Annotated in this window: 29 protein-coding genes; 12 read left to right on the top strand and 17 right to left on the bottom strand. The window is 63.5% G+C overall.

The window, feature by feature from the left end:
• Positions 1-2: 2 nt before the first annotated feature.
• The 3 genes from sdhD to MTR72_RS12685 form a co-directional block, all read right to left on the bottom strand.
• A complete protein-coding gene (gene sdhD / locus MTR72_RS12695) occupies positions 3-407 on the bottom strand; it encodes a succinate dehydrogenase, hydrophobic membrane anchor protein (RefSeq protein WP_280967627.1) in 405 nt (134 codons plus the stop codon).
• A complete protein-coding gene (gene sdhC / locus MTR72_RS12690) occupies positions 404-802 on the bottom strand; it encodes a succinate dehydrogenase, cytochrome b556 subunit (protein ID WP_280967628.1) in 399 nt (132 codons plus the stop codon). The genes sdhD and sdhC overlap by 4 nt, the downstream gene beginning before the upstream one ends.
• A 467-nt stretch (positions 803-1,269) precedes the next feature.
• Complete coding sequence (locus MTR72_RS12685) at positions 1,270-2,184, bottom strand: LysR family transcriptional regulator (protein ID WP_280967629.1); 915 nt, start codon at positions 2,182-2,184, stop codon at positions 1,270-1,272.
• Between the two features lie 105 nt (positions 2,185-2,289).
• Between MTR72_RS12685 and MTR72_RS12680 the strand changes: the two genes are divergently transcribed.
• Positions 2,290-3,150: a sulfite exporter TauE/SafE family protein gene (locus MTR72_RS12680; RefSeq protein WP_341510434.1), complete on the top strand. Its 861-nt coding sequence runs from the start codon at positions 2,290-2,292 to the stop codon at positions 3,148-3,150.
• 8 nt (positions 3,151-3,158) lie between these two features.
• Here MTR72_RS12680 and MTR72_RS12675 read toward each other — a convergent pair whose 3' ends face one another.
• Together MTR72_RS12675 and MTR72_RS12670 are read right to left on the bottom strand one after the other, a co-directional pair.
• The gene (locus MTR72_RS12675) at positions 3,159-3,656 is read right to left on the bottom strand and encodes a DUF3658 domain-containing protein (protein WP_280967630.1); all 498 of its coding nucleotides are present in this window, start codon (positions 3,654-3,656) and stop codon (positions 3,159-3,161) included.
• Between the two features lie 30 nt (positions 3,657-3,686).
• Positions 3,687-5,216 carry a malonate--CoA ligase gene (locus MTR72_RS12670; RefSeq protein ID WP_280967631.1) on the bottom strand — a complete coding sequence of 510 codons (1,530 nt, stop codon included), beginning with the start codon at positions 5,214-5,216 and terminating at the stop codon, positions 3,687-3,689.
• A gap of 100 nt (positions 5,217-5,316) precedes the next feature.
• On the opposite strand from MTR72_RS12670, the gene MTR72_RS12665 reads away from it, so the two are divergent.
• The 4 genes from MTR72_RS12665 (at position 5,317) to MTR72_RS12650 (ending at position 8,620) form a co-directional block, all read left to right on the top strand.
• Positions 5,317-6,078: an SDR family oxidoreductase gene (locus tag MTR72_RS12665; RefSeq protein ID WP_280967632.1), complete on the top strand. Its 762-nt coding sequence runs from the start codon at positions 5,317-5,319 to the stop codon at positions 6,076-6,078.
• 377 nt (positions 6,079-6,455) lie between these two features.
• Complete coding sequence (locus MTR72_RS12660) at positions 6,456-7,010, top strand: fasciclin domain-containing protein (RefSeq protein ID WP_280967633.1); 555 nt, start codon at positions 6,456-6,458, stop codon at positions 7,008-7,010.
• A gap of 183 nt (positions 7,011-7,193) precedes the next feature.
• On the top strand, positions 7,194-7,823 hold the full coding sequence (locus MTR72_RS12655; RefSeq protein ID WP_280967634.1) for a cytochrome b/b6 domain-containing protein: 630 nt from the start codon (positions 7,194-7,196) through the stop codon (positions 7,821-7,823).
• Positions 7,824-7,837: 14 nt separating this feature from the next.
• Complete coding sequence (locus tag MTR72_RS12650) at positions 7,838-8,620, top strand: molybdopterin-binding protein (RefSeq protein WP_280967635.1); 783 nt, start codon at positions 7,838-7,840, stop codon at positions 8,618-8,620.
• Positions 8,621-8,750: 130 nt separating this feature from the next.
• Here MTR72_RS12650 and MTR72_RS12645 read toward each other — a convergent pair whose 3' ends face one another.
• Complete coding sequence (locus MTR72_RS12645) at positions 8,751-9,950, bottom strand: YbfB/YjiJ family MFS transporter (protein ID WP_280967636.1); 1,200 nt, start codon at positions 9,948-9,950, stop codon at positions 8,751-8,753.
• Positions 9,951-10,179: 229 nt separating this feature from the next.
• Between MTR72_RS12645 and leuB the strand changes: the two genes are divergently transcribed.
• The gene (gene leuB / locus MTR72_RS12640; protein WP_280967637.1) at positions 10,180-11,292 is read left to right on the top strand and encodes a 3-isopropylmalate dehydrogenase; all 1,113 of its coding nucleotides are present in this window, start codon (positions 10,180-10,182) and stop codon (positions 11,290-11,292) included.
• 195 nt (positions 11,293-11,487) lie between these two features.
• Here leuB and MTR72_RS12635 read toward each other — a convergent pair whose 3' ends face one another.
• Together MTR72_RS12635 and MTR72_RS12630 are read right to left on the bottom strand one after the other, a co-directional pair.
• Positions 11,488-11,853: a hypothetical protein gene (locus MTR72_RS12635; RefSeq protein ID WP_280967638.1), complete on the bottom strand. Its 366-nt coding sequence runs from the start codon at positions 11,851-11,853 to the stop codon at positions 11,488-11,490.
• A gap of 156 nt (positions 11,854-12,009) precedes the next feature.
• Complete coding sequence (locus tag MTR72_RS12630) at positions 12,010-12,798, bottom strand: hypothetical protein (RefSeq protein ID WP_341510389.1); 789 nt, start codon at positions 12,796-12,798, stop codon at positions 12,010-12,012.
• A 116-nt stretch (positions 12,799-12,914) separates the two neighbouring features.
• Here MTR72_RS12630 and MTR72_RS12625 point away from each other — a divergent pair, with 116 nt between their 5' ends.
• The gene (locus tag MTR72_RS12625; RefSeq protein WP_280967640.1) at positions 12,915-13,949 is read left to right on the top strand and encodes an aspartate-semialdehyde dehydrogenase; all 1,035 of its coding nucleotides are present in this window, start codon (positions 12,915-12,917) and stop codon (positions 13,947-13,949) included.
• 60 nt (positions 13,950-14,009) lie between these two features.
• Here the strand turns inward: MTR72_RS12625 and MTR72_RS12620 are convergent, their stop codons facing one another.
• On the bottom strand, positions 14,010-14,654 hold the full coding sequence (locus MTR72_RS12620; RefSeq protein ID WP_280967641.1) for a carbonic anhydrase: 645 nt from the start codon (positions 14,652-14,654) through the stop codon (positions 14,010-14,012).
• A 111-nt stretch (positions 14,655-14,765) separates the two neighbouring features.
• Between MTR72_RS12620 and MTR72_RS12615 the strand changes: the two genes are divergently transcribed.
• A complete protein-coding gene (locus MTR72_RS12615) occupies positions 14,766-15,647 on the top strand; it encodes an HpcH/HpaI aldolase/citrate lyase family protein (protein ID WP_280967642.1) in 882 nt (293 codons plus the stop codon).
• 17 nt (positions 15,648-15,664) lie between these two features.
• Here the strand turns inward: MTR72_RS12615 and MTR72_RS12610 are convergent, their stop codons facing one another.
• Complete coding sequence (locus MTR72_RS12610) at positions 15,665-16,177, bottom strand: hypothetical protein (RefSeq protein ID WP_280967643.1); 513 nt, start codon at positions 16,175-16,177, stop codon at positions 15,665-15,667.
• A gap of 279 nt (positions 16,178-16,456) precedes the next feature.
• On the opposite strand from MTR72_RS12610, the gene MTR72_RS12605 reads away from it, so the two are divergent.
• Together MTR72_RS12605 and MTR72_RS12600 are read left to right on the top strand one after the other, a co-directional pair.
• Positions 16,457-16,864 carry a response regulator gene (locus MTR72_RS12605; protein ID WP_280967644.1) on the top strand — a complete coding sequence of 136 codons (408 nt, stop codon included), beginning with the start codon at positions 16,457-16,459 and terminating at the stop codon, positions 16,862-16,864.
• 5 nt (positions 16,865-16,869) lie between these two features.
• Positions 16,870-17,292 carry a response regulator gene (locus MTR72_RS12600; protein WP_280967645.1) on the top strand — a complete coding sequence of 141 codons (423 nt, stop codon included), beginning with the start codon at positions 16,870-16,872 and terminating at the stop codon, positions 17,290-17,292.
• A 10-nt stretch (positions 17,293-17,302) separates the two neighbouring features.
• Here the strand turns inward: MTR72_RS12600 and MTR72_RS12595 are convergent, their stop codons facing one another.
• The 4 genes from MTR72_RS12595 to MTR72_RS12580 all read right to left on the bottom strand — a co-directional run bounded on the left by MTR72_RS12595 (position 17,303) and on the right by MTR72_RS12580 (position 19,915).
• A complete protein-coding gene (locus MTR72_RS12595; RefSeq protein ID WP_280967646.1) occupies positions 17,303-17,722 on the bottom strand; it encodes a hypothetical protein in 420 nt (139 codons plus the stop codon).
• Positions 17,723-17,962: 240 nt separating this feature from the next.
• Complete coding sequence (locus tag MTR72_RS12590) at positions 17,963-18,748, bottom strand: hypothetical protein (protein WP_280967647.1); 786 nt, start codon at positions 18,746-18,748, stop codon at positions 17,963-17,965.
• 82 nt (positions 18,749-18,830) lie between these two features.
• A complete protein-coding gene (leuD, locus tag MTR72_RS12585; RefSeq protein ID WP_008539074.1) occupies positions 18,831-19,436 on the bottom strand; it encodes a 3-isopropylmalate dehydratase small subunit in 606 nt (201 codons plus the stop codon).
• Between the two features lie 80 nt (positions 19,437-19,516).
• Positions 19,517-19,915 carry a metallopeptidase family protein gene (locus MTR72_RS12580; protein WP_280967648.1) on the bottom strand — a complete coding sequence of 133 codons (399 nt, stop codon included), beginning with the start codon at positions 19,913-19,915 and terminating at the stop codon, positions 19,517-19,519.
• Between the two features lie 163 nt (positions 19,916-20,078).
• Between MTR72_RS12580 and MTR72_RS12575 the strand changes: the two genes are divergently transcribed.
• Both MTR72_RS12575 and MTR72_RS12570 read left to right on the top strand, forming a co-directional pair.
• Positions 20,079-20,366 (top strand): hypothetical protein, encoded by a 288-nt coding sequence (locus tag MTR72_RS12575; RefSeq protein WP_280967649.1) that lies wholly within the window; start codon positions 20,079-20,081, stop codon positions 20,364-20,366.
• A gap of 105 nt (positions 20,367-20,471) precedes the next feature.
• Positions 20,472-20,732, top strand: coding sequence for a hypothetical protein (locus tag MTR72_RS12570; protein WP_341510388.1), 261 nt, complete (start codon positions 20,472-20,474; stop codon positions 20,730-20,732).
• Positions 20,733-20,806: 74 nt separating this feature from the next.
• Here MTR72_RS12570 and MTR72_RS12565 read toward each other — a convergent pair whose 3' ends face one another.
• The 3 genes from MTR72_RS12565 to rplS form a co-directional block, all read right to left on the bottom strand.
• Positions 20,807-21,016: a hypothetical protein gene (locus MTR72_RS12565; RefSeq protein ID WP_280967651.1), complete on the bottom strand. Its 210-nt coding sequence runs from the start codon at positions 21,014-21,016 to the stop codon at positions 20,807-20,809.
• A gap of 94 nt (positions 21,017-21,110) precedes the next feature.
• Complete coding sequence (gene leuC, locus MTR72_RS12560; protein ID WP_280967652.1) at positions 21,111-22,517, bottom strand: 3-isopropylmalate dehydratase large subunit; 1,407 nt, start codon at positions 22,515-22,517, stop codon at positions 21,111-21,113.
• A 400-nt stretch (positions 22,518-22,917) separates the two neighbouring features.
• Entirely contained in the window at positions 22,918-23,298 is a 381-nt protein-coding gene (gene rplS, locus MTR72_RS12555) for a 50S ribosomal protein L19 (RefSeq protein ID WP_063707858.1), read from the bottom strand.
• Positions 23,299-23,372 lie beyond the last annotated feature (74 nt).

Raw genomic sequence — 23,372 nt, 5'->3', positions numbered from 1 at the left:
GGTTACACTCCGGATGAAAGTTTCAGGATCGCGTAGATCGAGGCGAGCGCCACCGCGATCGAGAAGAAATTGTTGAGCATGATCGAAACGAGCTTCAGCTTCTCGTTATGGACGTAGTCCTCGATCACGACCTGCATCCCGATCTTCATGTGCCAGGCGCTGGCGATGATGAAGAGCAGCATGATCACCGCGATCGGCAGCGAGCCGAGGATCTGCGCCGCGCCGGCCTGGTTGCGGCCGAGCAGCATCATGACGACCACTAGCACCGGTATCATCAGCAGTGTCATCGCAACGCCGGTGATGCGCTGGTGCCAGAAATCCGACGTGCCCGAATGCGCGGCGCCGAGATTGCGGACGCGGCCGAGCGGGGTGCGCATGCTGCGCTTCGGCGTATCGGTCGCGCTCATCGTCCACCTCCGATCGCGTATGCGATGATCCAGATCAGCACGGTCAGTGCGATGCCGCCGATCAGCGCGCCCCAGGTCAGCGCTTCCCGCTCGTTGGCCTTGAAGCCGTAGCCGAGGTCCCACACGAAGTGCCGGATACCGCTAAGCATATGGTGCATCAGCGCCCAGGTGTAGCCGAACACGATCAGCCGTCCGATGATGCTGCCGGTAAAGGCCTGCACATTGGCATAGGCGGCAGGTCCCGAGGCTGCCGCGATCAGCCACCAGGCCAGCAGCAGGGTTCCCACATAAAGGGCGATGCCGGTGGCGCGGTGGATGATGGACAGCGCCATCGTCAGCGTCCAGCGGTAGGTTTGCATGTGCGGCGAGAGCGGTCGTTCGATCCGTGCGGTCATGGGCGGCTTTGATGTTTTATGGCGGCCCAGCAAGGGCGCGCGGGGATCGCGAAAGGTCGGCCCTATTTACGGAGTCGAATCTATCGACGCAATCACCAAATCGCCATAAACCGAACCTGGGTTCAGCACTACAGCGACGAGAAACAAGGCCGATCAGAGGCTTGGTATACCAGACGGTGTCCAGTCACTCGAAGAACGGAATCATGAATCAGTTTTTCTTTGGACGCCTCAATTGGCATTGAAAACACTATTGGAACGCCTCTAATCGACTGCGGTTGGCGACTGCTTTCTCAAGACGCCGGGTGTGGATTTCAGCTCGCCCGCTCGTTCACTTGCCCGGCCCGAGTCATTTTGATCGTCCTCTTTCTGGCAACGGATATGCACATTCCGCAATCCACCCAGCCGCAACGCTCAGCCGGCGCTCGGGTTGCTCGGTGATCACGTCCGGAATGACCACGGCGAAAGCACTAGAGCTCCACCAAACTGAACGGATGGTTCTTGCGCCAGCGTTCGGCCAGGAAGTCCACGAAAGCCCGAATCTTCGCAGATCCCCGCAGGGACGGCCCATAGAGCGCGTGGAGCGGCGCAGGGGCCGGCTCGTGATCCCCGAGGATGCGGCACAGTCGCCCCTCGGCCAGCTCTGCGTCCACCTGCCATGACGGCACGCGGACGATGCCCGCGCCATTCCGCGCGGCCGTGACCAGCGCGTCGAGACTGTTGACCCACAGCCGGCCGGATACGCGCACCCTGGATGCGCTCTTCCCGTCGCGACCAAAACGCCAGATGGCAACGCCCGGCGTGTCGGAAAACACGAGGCAGTCATGCTGGATGAGGTCCGAGGGCGCTTGCGGCGTGCCGCGCCGCGCCAAATAGTCGGGCGACGCGCAGTGGATCATTTGCACCTCGGCCAGCTTGCGCGTGACGAGCTGCGAATCCGGCAGGCGTCCGACCCGGAGCGCGAGATGGACATCTTCTTCCACGAGCTCGACGCGCCGATCGACCAGCAACAGCTCGACCGAGAGCGATGGATAGCGGCGTAGGAAATCGCCAAGCAGCGGCGAAATCAGCAGGCGTCCCATCAAGGTCGGGGCGCTGACGCGCAGGCGTCCCGAGGGCTCCCGTCGCGTGCCCGCCAGCGCTTCCTCGATCTCCCTGACGTCGCCGAGAATCGATCGGGCGCGTTCGTAGAGGATGCGTCCCTCTTCCGTGAGCACCATCTGCCGCGTCGTTCGTACCAATAGGCGCGTGCCGAAATGCTGTTCCAGCGCGGTGATCTGCCGGCTCACCGATGTCAGCGAACTCGGCAGCGACCTCGCGGCGGCGGACAAGCTGCCGGCGTCCACCACCTGAACGAAGGTCGCCATGGCCTCGAGCTGGTCCACCTTTATCCTTCCGCATTTCGCAAGCTAGCCCACCCAGCTTCGCGCATAGTCGCGCCATGTGAAAGGGTCTATGCAGGGCCACGACCGGAACCAAGTTTGGAAGCTCTGATGGCGGGACTTGATATTGCGGAGATCGGCGAGCTGGCGCTCCTGCTCATCGCGGTTGGCGCGCTCTGTGGCTTTCTTGCCGGCGTGTTCGGCATCGGCGGCGGCGCCATCCTGGTGCCGGTGTTCTACGAATGCTTCCGCATCGCCGGCGTGCCGCTGGAGGTGCGGATGCCGCTCTGCGTCGGCACCTCGCTTGCGGTGATCATCCCGACCTCGATCCGATCGTTCCAGGCGCACTACAAACGCGGTGCGGTCGACATGAGCATCCTGCGCGTGTGGTGGCTGCCGATCGTGATCGGCGTCGTCGCCGGCAGCGTGGTTGCGCGCTACGCGCCGGAACGCTTGTTCAAGATCGTGTTCGTTGCCGTCGCCTATTCCGCGGCCGCCCGCCTCATCCTCGCGCGCGAGAGCTGGAAGCTCGGCGATGACCTGCCGAAGGGGCCCTTGATGCGCGCCTACGGCTTCTGTGTCGGCATTCTCTCGACGCTGATGGGCATCGGCGGCGGCCTGTTCTCGAATCTGCTGATGACCTTCTATGGCCGCCCGATCCATCAGGCAGTGGCGACGTCATCGGCGCTCGCGGTGCTGATCTCGATCCCCGGCGCGCTCGGCTACATCTATGCCGGCTGGCCGGCGGCTGCGCGCTATCCGGCGGTCGCCGCGCTGCAATTCCCGGTCGCGCTCGGCTACGTCTCGCTGATCGGTGCCGTGGTGGTGATGCCGATGAGCCTTGTGACCGCACCGCTCGGCGTGAGGGCCGCGCATGCGATGTCGAAGCGCGCGCTCGAAGTCGCGTTCGGCTGTTATCTCTTCATTGTCGGAAGCAGGTTTGTGATGAGTCTCGTCGGCGGGCAATAATCGGCGAATTAATCTTTCAATCGCACTTCGCTGTGTCGCCACATACGAAGGTCGCCAATCCCTTCGATCCGATCGGTGTCGGCAAGTACCTTCAATCGTGCCGCGATCATTTCGTAACTGATCGACAATTCCAGTTCTTTACAGCGGTCCATCACAAGACCCACCATCATGGCGGTCTTTCGCCAAGTCGGCTTCATGGCCGAGAAAATGATCTCGTCGAACCGTTCCTCGGTGACGGATGCCGGGAGGCGTACATCATCCCATGTGAGCTCGCTGCTAGTTGTGGCCGGCTCCCAGTCAGGCTTTGGGGGCTCCAGATCCGGATACTGCTCGTAAATTGGCCGGAGTAATTCGTCCTCCAAAGCGCCGACGACGCCGTAGAGGCGGTCTTCCAGCTCGATCCGCTCGGTTTTGCCAAGCCCCGCGATGGCCATTCGGGCCCGATCCAATGCCGCGCAGGCATCAAGGAGATAATGGTTGATCCGGACAGCCTGCTCGAGTTTCATGCGTCCCCAGCCCCGGAGCTACTAAGCCCCTCACTTCTTGGCGTAGATATCCTTGTACGTATCCCGCAAAATATTCTTCTGCACCTTGCCCATGGTGTTGCGCGGCAGCTCGTCGACGACGAAGACGCGCTTGGGCATCTTGAACTTTGCCAGACGGCCGTCGAGCGCCTTCAGAACCGAGGCCTCGCTCACGTCTGCGCCCTTGTTGCAGACCAAGACGGCGGTCACGCCCTCGCCGAAATCCGCATGCGGCACGCCGATCACGGCGGACTCGATCACGCCGGGCATGGCGTCGATCTCGGTCTCGATCTCCTTCGGGTAGACATTGAAGCCGCCGGAGATCACGAGATCCTTACCGCGGCCGAGAATGTGGACGTAACCCTTATCGTCGATCTTGCCGAGATCGCCGGTGATGAAGAAGCCGTCGGGCCGGAATTCGGATTTAGTCTTCTCCGGCATGCGCCAATAGCCCTTGAACACGTTCGGGCCCTTCACCTCGATCATGCCGATCTCGTCGCGCGGCAGCTCCTTGCCGGTCTCGGGCTCGGTCACGCGCACGGCGACGCCGGGGAGGGGAAAGCCGACCGCGCCGGGCACACGCTCGCCGTCATAGGGATTCGACGTGTTCATGTTGGTCTCGGTCATGCCGTAGCGCTCGAGCACCGCATGGCCCGTGCGTGCCGACCATTCGCGATGGGTCTCGGCGAGCAGCGGCGCCGAGCCGGAGATGAACAGCCGCATGTGCCTGGTCGTCTCCCGCGACAGCGCGGGATTTTGCAGCAGGCGCGTATAGAAGGTCGGCACGCCCATCAGCACCGTGGCGCGCGCCATCAGCTTGATGATGAGGTCGGGGTCGAGCTTCGGCAGGAAGATCATCGACGCCCGCGCGAACAGCGTCACGTTGGTCGCCACGAACAGACCGTGGGTGTGATAGATCGGCAGCGCGTGGATCAGCGCGTCCTTGTCGGTGAAGCGCCAGTAGTCGACGAGGCTCAACGAGTTCGATGCGAGATTGTCGTGCGTGAGCATCGCGCCCTTGGAGCGGCCGGTGGTGCCGGACGTGTAGAGGATGGCGGCGAGGTCGTCGCTTGCGCGCGGCACTGTGGTGAACTCGCTACTGGCCTTGTCGGCGGCCTCGGTCAGCGAGCCATTGCCGTCCGGCCCCAGCGTGTCGACCTTGGCCTTCACCTTGGCGGCAACCGGGGCGAGGCCCTCGGCCTTGGAGGGATCGCAAACCACCAGCGCGGGCTCGGCATCGCCGATGAAATAGTCGAGCTCGTTCAGCGTGTAGGCGGTATTGAGCGGCAGGTAGACCGCGCCGGCTCGCACGGTTGCGAGATACAGCACGATGTTGGTGACGGATTTCTCGACCTGGACCGCGACGCGGTCACCGGGTTTCACGCCGCGCGCGACCAGCACGTTTGCCATTTGTCCAGCGCGTGCGATCAGATCGCCATAGCTGATACGGGTCCCATCACGCGTCTCGATCGCGAGGCGCTTGGGATCATCGAGGCCGTCGAACAGGCGGGAAAACAGGTTGGCGTTGGCTGCTTCGTTCATGCAAGATTTCCTCGACCGCAAGGCTTGTAAAACAAGGCCGGTCAAAACCGAGGGCTGGATTAGCAAAAACCGCCCCAATGAAGCAACGGAGACAGTTTGCATGACCAAAAACGGGAAACGCGTGGCCTGGGTCACCGGTGGCGGCAGCGGGATCGGGGAGGCCGGCGCGAAGGCGCTCGCGGCCGACGGCTGGACGGTGGTGGTCTCGGGCCGGCGCAAAGATGCCCTGGATGCCGTGGTTGCGAAGATCAGCAAGGCTGGCGGCACGGCCGAGGCTTTGGCGCTGGACGTGTCGGTCGCAGCCGATGCCCAGAAGGCGGCCGATCAAATCGTCGCAAAGCACGGCCGCATCGACCTTCTCGTGAACAATGCCGGCATCAACGTTCCCAAGCGGAGCTGGAAGGACATGGAACTGGAGGGCTGGGACAAGCTCGTCCAGGTCAATCTCAACGGCGTGCTGTATTGCATGCGCGCGGTGCTGCCGACGATGCGCAAGCAGCAGGACGGCTCGATCATCAACGTCTCGTCCTGGGCCGGCCGCCACGTCTCGAAGATGCCGGGCCCGGCCTACACCACCACCAAGCATGCAGTGCTGGCGCTGACCCATTCCTTCAACATGGACGAATGCGTCAACGGCCTGCGCGCCTGCTGCCTTATGCCGGGCGAGGTCGCTACCCCAATCCTGAAGCTGCGGCCCGTGGTGCCGAGCGAGGAGGAGCAGGGGAGGATGCTGCAATCCGAAGATCTCGGGCGCACCATCGCCTTCATCGCATCGATGCCGCCGCGCGTCTGCATCAACGAGGTGCTGATCAGCCCGACGCATAATCGCGGGTTCATCCAGACGCCGATGAGCAGGGATTAGCAGAACACGTTGTCCTGTAGGGTGGGCAAAGCGAAGCGTGCCCACAACGCGCGCCTCAATCGCGAATACATGGTGGGCACGGCGCTGTCGCGCCTTTGCCCACCCTACGACATCGAGGCGTGCAGCGCGCTACATCCTCCCTCGTCGTCCTGGCTTTCGCCAGGACGACAAATGAGCGCGTAGCGCGACCGCGCCACCACACGAAATCCCTCCTGCAAAGTTTCACGCATCACAATAAATTATTCCCCGAAACCGCTGCGCAAACCCTCCCGTAGTTCGGACCAACGACGGGCTGCCTCACCTCAAACGTCGCAGTCCGTCGTTGCCCAACTCATCCGCCGGCGACTGCCGGTCACAATCCAATCGGGAGACTCTCCATGTCGAAGCGCATTGCCTATCTCGCCGCCGCCGCCTTCAGCGCACTGGCCATCACGGCGACCGTCGTCGCACCCGTCCGCGCCGAGGAGAAGACCGTCATGGTCGGCGGCGCGGCGATGTTCCCCTCCAAGAACATCATCCAGAATGCGGTCAACTCGAAGGACCACACCACGCTGGTGGCGGCGGTGAAGGCGGCTGGTCTCGTGCAGACGCTGGAAGGCAAGGGCCCGTTCACGGTGTTCGCACCGACCAACACCGCCTTCGGCAAGCTGCCGGCCGGCACCGTCGATAGCCTGGTCAAGCCTGAGAACAAGGCGACTCTGACCAAGATCCTCACCTACCATGTCGTGCCCGGCAAGCTCGAGGCCTCCGCTCTCACCGACGGCAAGAAGCTGAAGACCGCCGAAGGCGAGGAGCTCACCGTCAAGAAGATGGACGGCAAGACCTGGATCGTCGATGCCAAGGGCGGTACCTCTATGGTGACGATCTCCAACGTCAACCAGTCGAACGGCGTCATCCATGTGGTCGACACCGTGCTGATGCCCGCGACGTAACACCGCGCAAGCCTGTTTCATCCCCGAAAAGACAGGGTGTGACGAATCGGCGAGCCGGGGCACCGGCTCGCTTTATTGTGACGACGATACCTCGCTTGCATCGATTCGATAGCAAGCGGGGCGTAACGAAAGCGCAAGACCGGCGTATATTTACCCACACACGACGCCCAGGACGGAACCATCATGTCGAGCCTCACCGTAACCGAAGCGCAGGCCAGGGCCACCCCGGCCAAAGTGATCCAGCCGGCCTGGGTCCGGGTCATGCACTGGATCAATGCTCTTGCCGTGATCCTGATGATCATGTCGGGCTGGCAGATCTACAACGCCTCGCCGCTGTTCAACTTCAGCTTCTCCCGCGACATCACGCTCGGCGGCTGGCTCGGTGGCGCGCTGCTCTGGCATTTCGCGGCGATGTGGCTGCTGATAGTCAACGGGCTCGCCTATCTCGTCACCGGTCTTGCCACCGGCCGCTTCCGGAAAAAATTGCTGCCGATCACGCCGGCGGGTGTGATCCATGACGTCAAGGCGGCGCTGACCTTCAAGCTCAGCCATGACGATCTCACCGTTTACAATTACGTGCAGCGCCTGCTCTATGCCGGCATCATCGTGGTCGGCATCCTCATCGTGCTGTCGGGCCTGTCGATCTGGAAGCCGGTGCAGCTCTACTATCTGGTGATGCTGTTCGGCGACTATCCGACCGCGCGCTACGTCCATTTCTTCTGCATGGCCGCGATCTGCGCCTTTCTCGTGATCCACGTTGCGCTGGCGCTGCTCGTGCCGAAGAGCCTGCGCGCCATGATCATCGGTCGATGAGAGGGAGCACAATCATGGCCAAGCGTTCATTCCTGATCCCCGGCGTCGACAAGCGGCTGCTGATCAAGGACTCCATCAAGGCGATGCCGGACTTCACCCGCCGCCGCTTCATCGCGGGCGGCGCCAGCCTCGGCGCGCTGACGCTGCTCACCGGCTGCGACGTCATCGACTCCTCCTCGGCCGAGACCATGCTGGCGAAGGTGTCGAAATTCAACGACGCCGTGCAGGCCTGGATGTTCAATCCCGACGCGCTGGCGCCGACCTTCCCCGAGAGCGCGATCACCAAACCTTTCCCCTTCAACGGCTATTATGATCTCGACGATGCGCCCGAGATCGACGCCGACGACTGGAAGCTCGAGGTGCGCGGCCTCGTCGACAACAAGAAGTCGTGGACGCTTCCTGATCTCTACAAGCTGCCGCAGGTCACGCAGATCACGCGTCACATCTGCGTGGAGGGCTGGAGCGCGATCGGAAGCTGGACCGGTACGCCCTTGCGTGACTTCCTCAAGCTGGTCGGCGCCGACACCCGCGCCAAATATGTCTGGTTCCAGTGCGCCGACAAGGACGGCTACAACTCGCCGCTCGACATGCGCAGCGCGCTGCATCCGCAGACGCAGATGACGTTCAAGTTCGCGAACGACATTTTGCCGCGCGCCTACGGCTTCCCGATGAAAATCCGCGTGCCGACAAAACTCGGCTTCAAGAACCCGAAATACGTCGTCTCGATGGAAGTCACCAACGACTACAAGGGCGGCTATTGGGAAGACCAGGGGTACAATTCGTTCAGCGGGAGTTAGCCTCCACATTTGTATGGTGGGTAAAGCGACTTGTCCGCCGTAGCTCGAAGAGCGAGAGCGGAAGCGTAACCCACCGCTTCGCCCTCCCGCGCGTCAAGAGACTGGTGGGTTACGCTGGCGCTAACCCGCCCTACGGCGCCGGGTGCTTCGGCCCCACCTTCCGCTGACACAGCGCCGCCAGAGCGCCGAGCGCGAGCAGCGCCGCAGACACGTTCAGCGCATAGGAGAGGCTGCCCAGCGCATCCGTGATCGCGCCGACCACGATTGGCCCCAGCGTCTGGCCGACGCCGAACGAGATCGTCATTGCCGCGATCGCGGTCGGCCAGGCCTCATGCGGATAGTTGAAGCGCACGAAGGCGGTGGTCGAGCCGACGACCGCGAAGAAGGCGACGCCGAACACGACCGCGGAGATCGTCAGCCACATCGTCGAATGTCCGAGAATCGGCAGGGCGGCGCCGAGCGCGTTGGTGCCGAGGATGATGGCGGTGGCAAGTCCGCCGCGATCGAGCGCAAGCACGCCGCGCCAGATCCACGGTGTCGCAAACGCGCTGACGCCAATCAGGCCCCAGAACGCGGCCTGTGCAGCGGCGCCGCCGCCGGCATCGCGCACATAGGCGATCATGAAGGTCATGTAGGCGATGTAGCCCGCGCCGAACAGGAAATAGCCGGCGAGATAGATCAGCACGGGAGGGATCGCGAAGGAGGCGTGGGTGCCTTCCGTGAAACGCGCGCGGCTCTCGATGCGGATCAGGAACAGCGGGATCGTCATCGCGGCGGAGAGCAGCGCCAGCGTCCACCACACGATCCACCACGAGCCCGGCCCGAAATACTGCAAGGCAAACGGCGCAATCAGCCCGGAGGCGAGGATGCCCACGCCAGGGCCGGCATAGAACAGGCTGAGCAGGAAATTCGCCCGCTGCGGATGGGCCTGCGCGATGATGGCGGCCAGCGCGCCGCCGGCGACGAAGCCGGCCGCGGCGCCCAGGCCCAGCACGAGTCGCGCAAGGCTCAGCGCGACGAAATTGCCGGTCAGCGCGCACACCGCGAGGGCGGCGACGCAGGCCACCGTTCCGCCGCGGATCGCGACCGACCAGCCGACCCGCCCGATCAGCCGGGAGGCCATCAGCGCGCCCGCAAGGTAGCCGACGGCGTTGATGGTGTTCATGAAGCCGGCCGCCGAGTAGGACCAGTTCAGGCTGTCCCGCATGTCCGGCAGCACCAGGGCATAGGCAAAACGGCCGATGCCGAGCCCGACCGTCGCCGCCAGCGACAGTGTCAGGATCAGCCGCGCGGGATGCGCGTCGGATTGGGGGCGGTCTGGGGCGTGCAAGGGGTACTCCGGGCGCGGGGAGTGTGGCAGGCGAGGGGTGGCTTGCACAGGTGCGCCCCGGCAATGGTGTCTTGCCAAGCGCGCAATGCCGCTCTAGCACTCCGGCCGAAATTCACGAGGCGCCGTCATGCCCGGCCTTGTGCCGGGCATCCACGCCTTCTGCGCCACCCAGGCGAGACGTGGATGGCCGGGACAAGCCCGGCCATGACGAAATGGAGGAAAAAACGTCATGGCGACCCACAAATTGCTGCTGCTCCCCGGCGACGGCATCGGCCCGGAAGTGATGGGCGAGGTGAAGCGGCTGATCGACTGGCTCAATTCGGCAGGCATTGCCAAATTCGAGACCGAGAGCGGGCTCGTCGGCGGCGCCGCCTATGACGCCCACAAGGTATCGATCTCGGAAGGCGACATGGCCAAGGCCAGGGATGCCGATGCCGTAATTTTCGGCGCGGTCGGCGGCCCCAAGTGGGATGCCGTGCCTTACGAGGTGCGCCCGGAAGCCGGCCTGTTGCGCCTCCGCAAGGATCTCGGCCTGTTCGCCAACCTCCGTCCCGCCGTGTGCTACCCGGCGCTGGCCGATGCCTCGAGCCTGAAGCGCGAGGCGGTCGAAGGCCTCGATATCGTCATCGTGCGCGAGCTCACCGGCGGCGTCTATTTCGGCGAGCCCAAGACCATCACCGATCTCGGCAACGGCCAGAAGCGCGCCATCGATACCCAGGTCTACGACACCTATGAGATCGAGCGCATCGCCCGCGTCGCCTTCGACCTTGCCAAGAAGCGCCGCAACAAGGTGACGTCGATGGAAAAGCGCAACGTCATGAAGTCGGGCGTGCTCTGGAACGAGGTGGTGACGCAGGTCCACAAGCGCGAATATGCAGACGTCACGCTCGAGCATCAGCTCGCCGATTCCGGCGGCATGATGCTGGTGAAGTGGCCGAAGCAGTTCGACGTCATCGTCACCGACAACCTGTTCGGCGACATGCTCTCCGACATCGCGGCGATGCTGACGGGCTCGCTCGGCATGTTGCCGTCGGCCTCGCTCGGCGAGGTCGACGTGAAGAGCAAGAAGCGCAAGGCGCTGTACGAGCCGGTGCACGGCTCGGCGCCCGACATCGCCGGCAGGGGCCTCGCCAATCCGATCGCGATGATCTCGTCCTTCGGCATGGCGCTGCGCTATTCCTTCGACATGGGCGCGCTCGCCGACAAGGTCGACCAGGCGATCGCCGCCGTGCTCGCGAGCGGCCTGCGCACCGCCGACATCAAGTCGGAAGGCACCACCGCCGCCTCGACCACGCAGATGGGCGAAGCGATCCTGAAGGAATTGCAGAAGCTGCACGCGTAAGCGGCAAGCGGCGCATCTGAGGGTGGATTAGCCCTGCGGCTGCGCGAAGCGCAATCCGTTCGGCGTAACCCACCACTTCTATCTCCGCGGAAGCCAAAGAGGTGGGTTACGCTGCGCTAGCCCACCCTACGGGATCTCCAAAATAAATGGCCGGGCTCTCGCCCGGCCTTTTCGATTCGGTCCGCTATATGCGCTTCAGTAAAGCGGGAAATTCCGCGGATAGCCGCCGACGTCGGACGGTGTAGACAGCGGCTGGCGATCGATCGGACGGTTGTTGTTCTCGCGCGCGAAAGTCGGGTACCCGTACGGCGACGGGAACGCATAGTCCATGAACTTGCGGTCGCCCGGATTGACCTCGGTGCCGCCATCGAGCCAGGAGCGCTTGCTCACATAGAGGCGGGTGCGCGGGCCCTGCTGATAGACCGCGTTGGGACCGCTCGCGCCGTCATAGCGCTGCTTCCTGGTCTCGGCCGAGGCCGGCGTCGTGAGCCCTGCGGCAATCACGGCGCCCGCCGCAAGCCAGATCGCCAATTTGTTCGCGGCAGAGAATTTCGAGCTCATCACGTCCCCTTCAGGCGGCAAGCCGCCAATCAATTTCACCCCATACTAGCCCGACAGGGGCGGCCACAACTAGGTCTATTGGGTCACACCAGAACGGAATAATCGTACGCGCAGTCAAAAGTTGCATGAAAGCCAGCGACTTGACCTTGATGCCGGTCAAAGCGTCCCGCGCAACTGCGCCTGCTCGGCTCCCAGCAGCCAATCCGGCGATCCGGTTGGGCCGCACGGACGGCGCCTGAGCTCGGCATGGGCGAACAATTCCGCCAGCTTCGGCTCATTGCCCGCGGTCAAAAGCGTCAGCCGGTTCAGCGTGCAGGCGATCGCCGCGCGCTGCGCGGGCGGGGTGTCGCCCTGGCAAGAGAACCCGGAGATATGGAGCGCCGGGTCGACGCTGCGCTTGAGAAAGCCCAGGCACGACCGGGTCTCCCCCGCCGTCCCGCCGGAGCGGAACAGCGCGACCGGTCCGAATTTCGTGTCGATCAGTCCGGCTTGCTCGAGCGGCACTGTTGCGCCCATCACGCTGGCCAGGATGGCGGAGGCCGGCTGGCCTGCGTCGAATTCGCCGCCGGGCCGGTAGATGTCGAGCTCGGCGACGATCCCATCGGCCTCGCCGGTCCAGCGCATGACGTCCCTGCGGCCGCCGCCGGGGTGTCGGAGAATGATGTAAGAGGCTGATTTTTCAGATGAATCAAGTCGGCTGAGAGCGAATGCCGGATGCGAGCGGTCGGCGACGCTCCAGCCCGGCTTCAGCGCGGGCTCATCGTTGCTCAGGTCCGGGAGCTGGCCGAGAGCCGCAACGCCGAGGATGGCAAGGAGCGCCAGCGCCCCCACATAGGCGAACAGGTGCGCCAGCGTGCCGACGACCTCGTCGGCAAAGCCGGCGAGCGCCAGAAGGATGCTGGTCCTGGTGGGAGTAGCGGCCGGGCCGACCGGGAACGCCTGCATTCACTGCCTTCAGATACGGTCGAACGTTGTCTTGAGGCCGGTTCTCGCATAGAAGCGCTGCTCTTCCTGCTTGCGCGTGATCTCGCAGGAGGGCCTTTTTCATCGGAGAGTGAACGATGGGTTACAAAGTCGCAGTCGTCGGAGCGACCGGCAACGTCGGACGGGAAATGCTCAACATTTTGGATGAGCGTAAATTCCCCGCGGACGAGGTCGTGGCGCTGGCGTCGCGCCGCAGCGTCGGCGTCGAAGTCTCCTATGGCGACCGCACCTTGAAGGTCAAAGCGCTCGAGCATTACGACTTCTCCGACATCGACATCTGCCTGATGTCGGCGGGCGGTTCGGTGTCGAAGGAATGGTCGCCGAAGATCGGTGCCGCCGGTGCGGTCGTGATCGACAATTCCTCGGCCTGGCGCATGGATCCGGACGTGCCGCTGATCGTGCCGGAAGTGAATGCGGACGCGACCAAGGACTTCTCGAAGAAGAACATCATCGCCAACCCGAACTGCTCGACGGCGCAGCTCGTCGTCGCGCTGAAGCCGCTGCACGACAAGGCGACGATCAAGCGCGTCGTCGTCTCGACCTATCAGTCGGTGTCGGGCGCCGGCAAGGATGCGATGGACGAGTTGTTCTCGCAGACCAAGGCCGTCTACACCAATGACGAGCTGATCGCGAAGAAATTCCCCAAACGCATCGCCTTCAATGTCATCCCCCACATCGACGTCTTCATGGAGGACGGCTACACCAAGGAAGAGTGGAAGATGATGGCGGAGACCAAGAAGATTCTTGATCCCAAGATCAAGCTCTCCGCGACCTGCGTGCGCGTGCCGGTGTTCGTCGGCCACTCCGAGGCCGTCAACATCGAGTTCGAGAACCCGATCACCGCGGATGAAGCGCGCGAGATCCTGCGCAAGGCGCCCGGCTGTCTCGTCATCGACAAGCAGGAGCCCGGCGGCTACGCCACGCCCTATGAGGCGGCTGGCGAAGACGCGACCTATATCAGCCGCATCCGCGAGGACGCGACCGTGGAGAACGGCCTCGTGCTGTGGTGCGTGTCGGACAATTTGCGCAAGGGCGCCGCGCTGAACGCCATCCAGATCGCCGAGGTCCTGATCAACCGCAAGCTGATCAGCGCCAAGAAGAAAGCGGCGTAGTTAGCGAATAGGGAGTGGCGAATAGCGAATGGATATCCTCTATTCGCTACTCGCCATTCGCTATTCGCTTTCTCGCACGCTGCGAAATTCCTTCGCCACCTTGTCCAGCACGAACAGCGATCCCTCGGCGACGCCGAAATAGGCGCCATGGAGCTGAGTGTGGCCGCTCTCCACGGCCTTGCGCACGAACGGGAAGGTCATGAGGTTTTCGAGGCTGCGGAATACTGCGGCCTTCTCGATGCGCTCGACGAATTGTGCCATCGTCTCGTGCTCGCGCTGCTCGACGACCTCGCCGGGCTTGATGAACATCTGCATCCAGCGCCCGATGAAATCGCCGGGGGTGAGCGGCTCGATCTTGTCGACGAAGGCGCGGATGCCGCCGCATTGCGCATGCCCGAGCACCACGATGTGTTTGACGCGCAGTACGGTGACCGCATATTCCAGCGCAGCCGAGACGCCGTGCGCGCCTTCATCGGGCTGATACACCGGCACCAGATTGGCGATGTTGCGGACGACGAACAGCTCGCCCGGGCCGACGTCGAAGATCACCTCAGGTGAGACGCGGGAATCGCAGCAGCCGATCACCATCACTTCCGGCGACTGCCCTTTCACTGACAGCTCGCGGTAGCGGTTCTGCTCGGCCGGCAGCCGTTGGGTGGCGAACGCCCTGTAGCCGTCCAGCAAGTGCTGAGGGAACGTGCTCATGACCCATGCCTAATCATATGCCGAAGGGGCGAACAAGCCTTTCGAATAGGCAGGCCAGATGCTATCGGCTTCGGTAACAGCCCGCTCGAGGAAACCGGAAGGAACGCTTGCATGACCCGCCCGCGCCGCAGCCATCTGTTCATGCCCGGTTCCAACCCCCGCGCCCTTGAAAAGGCGCGCAACCTGTCCGCCGACGGGCTGATCCTCGACCTCGAGGATTCCGTCGCCCCCGACGCCAAGGCGGTGGCGCGCGACCAGATCGCCGCCGCGATCGCGGCCAAGGGGTTCGGCAGGCGCGAGATTTTGATCCGGACCAACGGCCTCGACACACCCTGGTGGGCCGATGACATCGCGATGGCGGCCAAGGCGTCGCCGGACGGCATCCTGGTTCCAAAGGTCTCCAGCGTCGAGGACCTCGACACGATCGGCCGCCGGCTGGCCGAGTTCGGCGCCGCGCCGACGGTCAGGGTCTGGGCCATGATCGAGACCGCGCGCGCGGTGCTGCACGCCGAGGAGCTGTCTGCAGCCGGGCGCGATCCGAAGACGCGGCTGTCGGGCTTCGTGTTCGGGCCCAACGACATCTCGCGGGAGACGCGGATCCGGATGCTGCCGGGCCGCGCCGCGATGATCCCGATGATCACCCACTGCATCCTCGCGACGCGCGCCCATGGCCTCGAAATCCTCGACGGCCCCTATAGCGACATCAACAATTCCGATGGTTTCGCGACGGAATGCGCGCAAGGCCGCGATCTCGGCTTCGACGGCAAGACGCTGATCCATCCGTCGCAGATCGATGCCTGCAACGCGATCTTCACGCCGCCTGAAGAAGAAGTTGCGCGTGCCCGCAAGATCATTGCGGCGTTCGAATTGCCGGAGAATGTGTCACGCGGCGCGATCCGGCTCGATGGCCAGATGGTGGAACGCCTGCACGCCGACATGGCGCGGCGCACGATCGAGATCGCTGACGCGATCGCTGCGATGGGTAAGGGTTAAGGCGCGTACTGCATCGGCTAGTCGCGATACCGGCAGAACTCGTCCCCGTTTTCGTATTCGATACAGGTCTTCACGCGAGGACGAGGCCGGACTTCATAGTAACGGCCCTCGCTCCGGTCCACAGAGCCATATCTGCGGCCGCGATCCATGTCATCATCGTCTTGCCGCCAGTTTCGGCCGGTGGTCCGATGATCTTCATCCTGGTCCATCATGCGCCCCTGGCGCTGACGCATGCGGTCCATGTCCATACGGTCCTCACCACGCTGCCGCGCCGTCCAATCTCGATTGATCCGTGTGTCTTCGGCGTTGCGGCGGTCCCGGTCGCGAGATTGGTCTGACTGTTGCGGTGTACGTTCCGGCTGAGTTGGAGTGTCTTGGGCCTGCGACTGGCCCGACTGTTGCGCGGGGCGCTCGGGGCCGGCTTGGCTCGTGGATTGGTTCGTGTCTGACGTTGTCTGCTGAGCAGACGCGGTGACGGGAATGATCCCAGACATCAGGAACAGGATGGCTGCCAGGTCTGAACGACGCATGAGTTCACCTCGCGAGTTTGCTTTGTAACCGGATGGCTCAGCGTTCGTTCTTAATAATCTTCGCCTCATAATCTTCGCCTTCCGCGATACGCCGCAACGAGCCCGATTGAACGGTTGCGGGGGGCGTTTCGGCAAACGCCGATGCACGCGCGAGTGTACCATTCAACGGCGATGCTTAACCTAGGTGAAGTATCAGGATCGATAGCGGTGCTGTGTCAGGAACCTCAATGAGGAGAAATGCTTAAGGAAGAGGGGTCCTAACCATCTAGCGGGTCGTCTATGATCAGAAGCCCTGACAGGTCGCTGGACCGCTTCACCTGTTCGCGTGCGGCGGTGATGGTGGTCGAGGACGATTATTTCATCCGGGCAATGATTGCCGACGAGCTGCGCAGCTCTGGCTTCCAGGTTGTTGAATGTAGCACCGCCGATGAGGCCATGGACGTCCTGAATGCCGGCGCCGATGTCTCCATCGTCTTTAGCGACATTCGCATGCCGGGATCTATGGATGGGGCGACGCTTGCGTTGGTCCTGAGCGAGCGGTTTCCTGCTCTGACTGTCGTTCTCACCTCGAGTGAGCCGCCCAACGGTTTCGTTGCCAATCAGTTTGTTCCGAAGCCCTACGATCCCGTGCGGGTTATCCAGCTAATTGACGGGCTGTTAGGAACGTCGAGACTCCCCCACCGTTGAGGCTGATGGAACAAGCACCGCGACATGGGCAGCGGGGGACGGTTCTTCTGGCCGAGCATGACGTTCTGGTGCGCATGCCCATCGCGCAGTATCTGCGCGACTGCGGATACAAAGTTCTGGAAGCCGTAACCACCGAGGAAGCTATCGAAGCTCTTGAGGATCGTCGCTTCGACGTCGGCGCCGTCATCAGCAGTATCCAACTTGCCGGCGATGGGTTCGGCATTGCGACGTGGGTGAAGCAGCACAGCCCGCACACGACGATGCTGCTGACCGGCACCCCCAAGCGAGCTGTAGACGCGGCAGCCGAGCTGTGCAGCGATGATGCTTTGCCAACCCGGCTCGCTCCGCAACTGCTGCTGCAGCGCATTCTGCAGATGCTCGCAACGCGTAGGCCGCCCGCGCAGGAAGGGCGAACGGCGATGTTGTGACCGCGCCGCATCAATGCGGTGCGAGGTCTGCGCGATCGAGCGATTCCAGCGTCGAGGCGTTGCCGCAATAGCCGTGATAGTTCTCGGCGGCGGTGCCGCTATCAAGATCGCGGTCGCACTGCGCCTTGTGGCCGCAGAGCGCGCACACGCGTTCCATGTCACGCAGCAGCAACGGCTGGGCGCGCCCGAGACGCTCCGCGCTGATGCCGAGCTGCTCCAGCATCTTCGGCAGCTCGTCGGCGGCGTGCCGGCCATGACGGACCAGCTCCTCCAGATCGTCGGGCGAAATCCTGAGATCACCCGCGATCCGGTTGAAGTCGGAGCGGTCGAGCTGCCGCATCTCGTTCAGCTCGCGGTGATGCTTCAGCCAGCCGGCAAAGGACTCGATGAGATCCTGGACGATGGGATAAGGCCTGCTTGCGGTGCTCATGCAACGCTCCATTCGAGTCGTGGAATTCGCGCCGAATAGAGCAGAGCTGCAGGAAAGTGCGTTGCGCTGGATCAAATAGGACTCTCGTATCCCGGACGCGGGTGCGGCGCGCTTGGCGATGCGGAGCATCGTCCAAAGTGCCGCTCCGCAGAGCGGGGACCCATCGTCCCGCAATTATTGGGCGCCGGCTCAGCAGCGCATCACTCACGTGCTGCGCTGCGTCGGGGCACGAGATGGGAGCTAGCGAAACCGCTCCGCCGCCCACGCATACAGGCTGCCCGGAATCGGTGGCTGGCCGCCGCGGCCTTTTGGCGAGACGTGCAGGCCGATGATCTCGGGGTTGGTGACGAGGCCGAGATAGCTCATTGGTTCGAAGAACAGCTTTGGCTCGGCATGCACGGCGTAGAACGACTGCTTCGGCAGCGCGCAGTTCAACTCGCCGGTGCGGCGGGCGAGTGCGGTCAGCGCCGCCGGCCCAAAGATCGCGACGCGGATGTCGGAGAGGCGGTTCGAGCCGCCGCGCAGGCGACGCATCGCAAACGTGATGCGATGGCGCAGCGACAGCCAGTCCGGCGTCAGCTCCTCCTGCTCCATCAGCTCTTCGAAGGCGCGGACGATGCCATGCTCTGCCGGCAGGTAGATCACGGAGTTGCCGAGCTGGCGCGGCCGCTCCCAAGCGAAGTAAGGCTTTGCCGGATTGATCTCGACCGGTTTCAAGAGCAGCACGTCGGCGTCGAGCCAGAGGCCGAGGCCCTTGGCCATCAGCTTCATCCGAAAGAAGTCGCTGAACTGCAGCGTGGTCCAGTCGCGCCAGCTTCCATCCGGCTGCGGCGGCCGCAGCCTCTCGGAGAAGGCATGCGGCAGGATCGCCTCGGCATCGGCGTTGCCGACGCCCGCGGGCAGGCCGGGAATGGTGTCGAAACTGTAGACCGTGACCTTGTGACCGGCCGCGAGCTGCGAGCGCAGACAGGTCTGGCGTAGCGCATCCATCGGACCATGCCAGAAGGTGACGATTTCGGGCAGCATGAGGCGAAGCTATACGGGATAACGAGGGCAAAGAAAAAGCCCCGGCGCTGACAGCACCGGGGCTCGAACCGAAATGCCGATCTCAGGCCCAGGCGCGCTCGCGCTTGAGCTTGTCCTCGTAGGTGTCGATCGAGGCCTTCTTCTCCATCGTCAGGCCGATGTCGTCGAGGCCGTTGATCAGGCAGTGCTTGCGGAACGGGTCGATCTCGAACTTGACCTTGCCGCCGTCGGGACCGCGGATCTCCTGGTTCGGCAGGTCGATCGTCAGCGTCGCATTGGCGCCGCGCTCAGCGTCGTCGAACAGCTTGTCGAGGTCTTCTTGGCTGACGCGGATCGGCAGAATGCCGTTCTTGAAGCAGTTGTTGTAGAAGATGTCGCCGAACGAGGTCGAGATCACGCAGCGGATGCCGAAGTCGAGCAGTGCCCAGGGCGCATGTTCGCGGCTCGAGCCGCAGCCGAAATTGTCGCCGGCGACCAGCACCTTGGCATTGCGATAGGCCGGCTGGTTGAGCACGAAATCCGGATTCTCGCTGCCATCGTCCTTGTAGCGCTGCTCGGAGAAAAGCCCCTTGCCAAGGCCGGTGCGCTTGATGGTCTTCAGATACTGCTTCGGAATGATCATGTCGGTGTCGACATTGATGATCTTCAGCGGCGCCGCGACGCCTTCCAGCGTGGTGAACTTGTCCATGGTTGCGCTTCCCGGGGTGGGTCAGGGGAAAAGCTATTTATCGCGATCGGGGCGGAAATCCTAGGCCGAATTCGGCAGATCTAGTCTGCTTGGGCCTCAATCGCCGCCATATCGTCATCCGAGAGGCCGAAATGGTGGCCGATTTCGTGGATCAGCACGTGGCGGACGATATGGCCGATCGTCTCGTCGTGCTCGGCCCAGTAATCCAGGATGGGGCGGCGGTAGAGCCAGACCATGTTGGGCAGCCGCGCCACGTCGCCAAAACTCTGCTGCGGCAGGCCGACGCCCTGAAACAGGCCGAGCAGGTCGAACTCGCTCTCGCAGTCCATCTCATCGAGGACCTCGTCGGTCGGGAAGTCGTCGACCCGGATGATCACGCCTTCGCAGAGCTTGCGAAAGTGCGCCGGCAGGTGCTTGAAAATGTCGTGCGCCACCACCTCCATCTCGGCCAGCGAGGGCGCTTTCAGATCCGTCCACATGCGCTTCTCTTAGCGCGGGTTCCTTCGTGATGCATCCGGCTTTATAGGACTGGACGAAGAGTTGACGCCGTTCGCGAAAACGGAGAGCGTACGGCGCATCAAGGGGTTGTTTCAGGCGGGTGGTACGATGCGGGCGGGAACAGCGGTACTGGTTCTACTTTGCATGGGGTTGTTTTCGCAATTTTGCACCGGCGCGGAAGCCCAGACCGCCGGTCCCGAACTCCGGTTGGCCCAGGCGGCGCCGCCAGACGCTCCGCCGCCGCGCAGGCGGCCGCCGACCCGGCTGCGCGTGCAGCCTTACTACTACTATGGCGATGAGAATCGGGTCTATCCGCGCTACAATCCCGGTCCCGACGCGGTCCGCGAGTGCAACGCGACCTATGTCCAGGAGTATCGGCCGAGCGGCACCGTGATTGTGCCGCGTATGAGCTGCTACTGGCGCCGCGGCTGACGCGTTTAACGCCCGCGTAGCGCCGCCGATCAGTCCGGCAAAGCCGGACCTGTTTTTCCTTGCAGGCAGCCTGATGAAGCCCGCATGCTGAGGGCGGAGGTCGTCATGGCGAAATGGATTGCACTGGCCGTCGCTCTTGGGCTGGCCGCAGGCTTGCCAAGCCTCGCCGCTGCTCAGGCCGTGGCGAAGCCGGACGCCTCAGCGGGGGTCGCGTTCTTCGGTCCACGGTCGCACGCGCGACACCATGACGTTGCGCGGCGCTACGTGCCCTACGAACCCCACTACTACGCGCGACCCGTTTATTATCGGCCTTATCCTTACACCGTGCCCTATCCTTTCGTGTTCGGCTTCGGGCCGTGGTGGTGATGTCGCCGCGCTAGCCGGCGGGCGCAAACCTTCGTGCGTCCCGGAATGACACGAGCAACGTCAGGACCGGTCGGCTACAGCCAATCCTTCAGCTTCCACGACGCCGGCTTCCAGCGCGTCAGGGTCTCGAGCTTCCATTGCCGGAACATCGCCGGCGGCCAGCGGCTGAGGCGCGAGGTCTCCTCGACCTCGGGCTTGGCGACGATGCGCAGCGGCGCGGCGCGCCGCCGATGCTGGCGGGTCGCCTCGCTGATCAGATCGACATATTCAGGCTTGTTGGCCATAGCGCGCGTCCTCGCGAAACCGTCGCGAGGACGAGAATGTCGGCATGCCGATTAACGGCGGCTTGCCACGATCACTCAAATTGCAGGGAGCGGCTCACCGCCAGTCCCTGACGTCGACGAAGTGACCCGCGATCGCCGCGGCTGCCGCCATCGCCGGCGACACCAGGTGCGTGCGGCCCTTGAAGCCTTGGCGCCCCTCGAAGTTGCGGTTCGAGGTCGAGGCGCAGCGCTCTTCAGGCTTCAGCTTGTCGGGGTTCATCGCAAGGCACATCGAGCAGCCCGGCTCGCGCCATTCGAAGCCAGCCTTGATGAAGACCTTGTCCAGACCCTCGGCTTCCGCCTGCTCCTTCACGATGCCGGAGCCCGGCACGACCATGGCGTTGACATGGGCCGAGACCTGCTTGCCTTCCGCGATCTTGGCGGCGGCGCGCAAGTCTTCGATGCGGCCGTTGGTGCAGGAGCCGATGAAGACGCGATCGAGCTTGATGTCGGTGATCTTGGTGCCTGCGGTGAGGCCCATATATTTCAGCGCGCGGTGCTTGGAGATGCGCTTGGCTTCATCCTCGATCTTGTCGGGATCGGGCACGAAGCCGGTCACCGAGATGACGTCCTCAGGGCTTGTGCCCCAGGTCACGATCGGCGGCAGTTTTGCTGCGTCGAGCCGGATCTCATGGTCGAAATGCGCGCCCGCGTCGGAGCGCAGCTTCTCCCAGTAGCGCATCGCTTCGTCCCAGGCCGCGCCCTTCGGCGCCTTGGGACGGTCGCGCAGGAAGTCGTAGGCCTTCTGGTCAGGCGCGACGAGGCCGGCGCGGGCGCCGCCTTCGATCGACATGTTGCAGACCGTCATACGGCCTTCCATCGACAGCGCGCGGATCGCATCGCCGGCATACTCCAGCACGTAGCCGGTGCCGCCCGCGGTGCCGATCTCGCCGATGATGGCCAGGATGATATCCTTGCCCGTCACGCCCTCCGGCAATTTGCCGTCGACGGTGACGCGCATGTTCTTCGCCTTCTTCTGGATCAGCGTCTGCGTCGCCAGCACGTGCTCGACCTCGGAGGTGCCGATGCCGTGCGCGAGCGCGCCGAACGCACCATGCGTCGAGGTGTGGCTGTCACCACAGACGATGGTGGTGCCGGGCAGCGTAAAGCCCTGCTCCGGGCCGATGACGTGGACGATGCCCTGACGCTTGTCGAACTCGTTGTAATATTCGATGCCGAATTCCTTGGCGTTCTCCGCCAGCGCCTTGATCTGCTCGATGCTCTCGGGGTCGGGGTTCGGCTTGGTGCGGTCGGTGGTCGGAACGTTGTGATCGACGACGGCGAGCGTCTTCTCGGGTGCGTGCACCTTGCGGCCCGTGGCGCGCAGGCCTTCGAACGCCTGCGGCGAGGTCACCTCGTGCACCAGGTGACGGTCGATGTAGAGCAGGCAGGTGCCGTCGTCGGCTTCGTGCACCAGATGGTCGTTCCAGATCTTGTCGTACAGTGTGGTCGGCTTGGACATGAGCGTCAGCTCCGGGAATATTGTGTAGCGGATATGCGCGGTCGCGCGGGGCAGCAAATCGTCAGCGCAGCCTTTACGCTGCGCGCTTAAGCTCTGACGTTGCCGAGGTCGCGAAGCGTCCGAAGAACCGGCCGGGCAGCCGCGAGCGATCATCGATGACGATGCGCCGGATGGGTGCGAGGCAGGTCGGATCTGGAAACATTCTAGAAGCTATATAGCATGCAGAGGTAAAAGCGCGAGAGTTTCAAGTTCGTCATTGCGAGCGCAGCGAAGCAATCCAGAAATGCACCCGCGGAGACAGCCTGGATTGCTTCGCTGCGCTCGCAATGACGACTGAGCGCAACAAAAAAGCGCGGGGTTCTTGCCCCGCGCTCTTCGTAAACATGCCTGTCTCCGAGTTTTACTCGCCGACGGCAGCCGCGCGGTCCTGCTTCTCGACGATACGCGCCGACTTGCCGCGGAGATTGCGGAGATAATAGAGCTTGGCGCGACGCACTTTGCCGCGACGCACGACCTTGATTGAGTCGATCATCGGGGAGAGCAGCGGGAACACGCGCTCAACGCCCTCGCCATAGGAGATCTTGCGTACGGTGAAGCTCTCGTTGAGGCCACCGCCGGAACGGCCGATGCAGACGCCCTCGTAGGCCTGCACGCGGGTGCGGTCGCCTTCGACGACCTTCACATTGACGATCACGGTGTCGCCGGGGGCGAATTCCGGAATGTCCTTGCCGGCGGAGAGCTTGTCGAATTGCTCTTTTTCGAGCTGCTTGATCAGGTTCATGGGTAAATCTCCATCGGCGCGCCCAGCCTTGAGAAACGGGGGCTGCGCGAAATTCGTCTATCCAGCCATTGCGG

This window comes from Bradyrhizobium sp. ISRA442, from assembly GCF_038085055.1.
GTDB lineage: Bacteria > Pseudomonadota > Alphaproteobacteria > Rhizobiales > Xanthobacteraceae > Bradyrhizobium.
This window is presented reverse-complemented; position numbering and strand designations above follow the sequence as displayed.

Excerpts from the sequence above, each read along its gene's own strand:
- sdhD (WP_280967627.1), bottom strand. The coding sequence starts at position 407 with ATGAGCGCGACCGATACGCCGAAGCGCAGCATGCGCACCCCGCTCGGC.
- sdhC (WP_280967628.1), bottom strand. The coding sequence starts at position 802 with ATGACCGCACGGATCGAACGACCGCTCTCGCCGCACATGCAAACCTAC.
- MTR72_RS12675 (WP_280967630.1), bottom strand. The coding sequence starts at position 3,656 with ATGAAACTCGAGCAGGCTGTCCGGATCAACCATTATCTCCTTGATGCC.
- MTR72_RS12670 (WP_280967631.1), bottom strand. The coding sequence starts at position 5,216 with ATGAACGAAGCAGCCAACGCCAACCTGTTTTCCCGCCTGTTCGACGGC.
- MTR72_RS12665 (WP_280967632.1), top strand. The coding sequence starts at position 5,317 with ATGACCAAAAACGGGAAACGCGTGGCCTGGGTCACCGGTGGCGGCAGC.
- MTR72_RS12660 (WP_280967633.1), top strand. The coding sequence starts at position 6,456 with ATGTCGAAGCGCATTGCCTATCTCGCCGCCGCCGCCTTCAGCGCACTG.
- MTR72_RS12655 (WP_280967634.1), top strand. The coding sequence starts at position 7,194 with ATGTCGAGCCTCACCGTAACCGAAGCGCAGGCCAGGGCCACCCCGGCC.
- MTR72_RS12650 (WP_280967635.1), top strand. The coding sequence starts at position 7,838 with ATGGCCAAGCGTTCATTCCTGATCCCCGGCGTCGACAAGCGGCTGCTG.
- leuB (WP_280967637.1), top strand. The coding sequence starts at position 10,180 with ATGGCGACCCACAAATTGCTGCTGCTCCCCGGCGACGGCATCGGCCCG.
- MTR72_RS12635 (WP_280967638.1), bottom strand. The coding sequence starts at position 11,853 with ATGAGCTCGAAATTCTCTGCCGCGAACAAATTGGCGATCTGGCTTGCG.
- MTR72_RS12630 (WP_341510389.1), bottom strand. The coding sequence starts at position 12,798 with ATGCAGGCGTTCCCGGTCGGCCCGGCCGCTACTCCCACCAGGACCAGC.
- MTR72_RS12625 (WP_280967640.1), top strand. The coding sequence starts at position 12,915 with ATGGGTTACAAAGTCGCAGTCGTCGGAGCGACCGGCAACGTCGGACGG.
- MTR72_RS12620 (WP_280967641.1), bottom strand. The coding sequence starts at position 14,654 with ATGAGCACGTTCCCTCAGCACTTGCTGGACGGCTACAGGGCGTTCGCC.
- MTR72_RS12615 (WP_280967642.1), top strand. The coding sequence starts at position 14,766 with ATGACCCGCCCGCGCCGCAGCCATCTGTTCATGCCCGGTTCCAACCCC.
- MTR72_RS12610 (WP_280967643.1), bottom strand. The coding sequence starts at position 16,177 with ATGCGTCGTTCAGACCTGGCAGCCATCCTGTTCCTGATGTCTGGGATC.
- MTR72_RS12605 (WP_280967644.1), top strand. The coding sequence starts at position 16,457 with ATGATCAGAAGCCCTGACAGGTCGCTGGACCGCTTCACCTGTTCGCGT.
- MTR72_RS12600 (WP_280967645.1), top strand. The coding sequence starts at position 16,870 with ATGGAACAAGCACCGCGACATGGGCAGCGGGGGACGGTTCTTCTGGCC.
- MTR72_RS12595 (WP_280967646.1), bottom strand. The coding sequence starts at position 17,722 with ATGAGCACCGCAAGCAGGCCTTATCCCATCGTCCAGGATCTCATCGAG.
- MTR72_RS12590 (WP_280967647.1), bottom strand. The coding sequence starts at position 18,748 with ATGCTGCCCGAAATCGTCACCTTCTGGCATGGTCCGATGGATGCGCTA.
- leuD (WP_008539074.1), bottom strand. The coding sequence starts at position 19,436 with ATGGACAAGTTCACCACGCTGGAAGGCGTCGCGGCGCCGCTGAAGATC.
- MTR72_RS12580 (WP_280967648.1), bottom strand. The coding sequence starts at position 19,915 with ATGTGGACGGATCTGAAAGCGCCCTCGCTGGCCGAGATGGAGGTGGTG.
- MTR72_RS12575 (WP_280967649.1), top strand. The coding sequence starts at position 20,079 with ATGGGGTTGTTTTCGCAATTTTGCACCGGCGCGGAAGCCCAGACCGCC.
- MTR72_RS12570 (WP_341510388.1), top strand. The coding sequence starts at position 20,472 with ATGGCGAAATGGATTGCACTGGCCGTCGCTCTTGGGCTGGCCGCAGGC.
- MTR72_RS12565 (WP_280967651.1), bottom strand. The coding sequence starts at position 21,016 with ATGGCCAACAAGCCTGAATATGTCGATCTGATCAGCGAGGCGACCCGC.
- leuC (WP_280967652.1), bottom strand. The coding sequence starts at position 22,517 with ATGTCCAAGCCGACCACACTGTACGACAAGATCTGGAACGACCATCTG.
- rplS (WP_063707858.1), bottom strand. The coding sequence starts at position 23,298 with ATGAACCTGATCAAGCAGCTCGAAAAAGAGCAATTCGACAAGCTCTCC.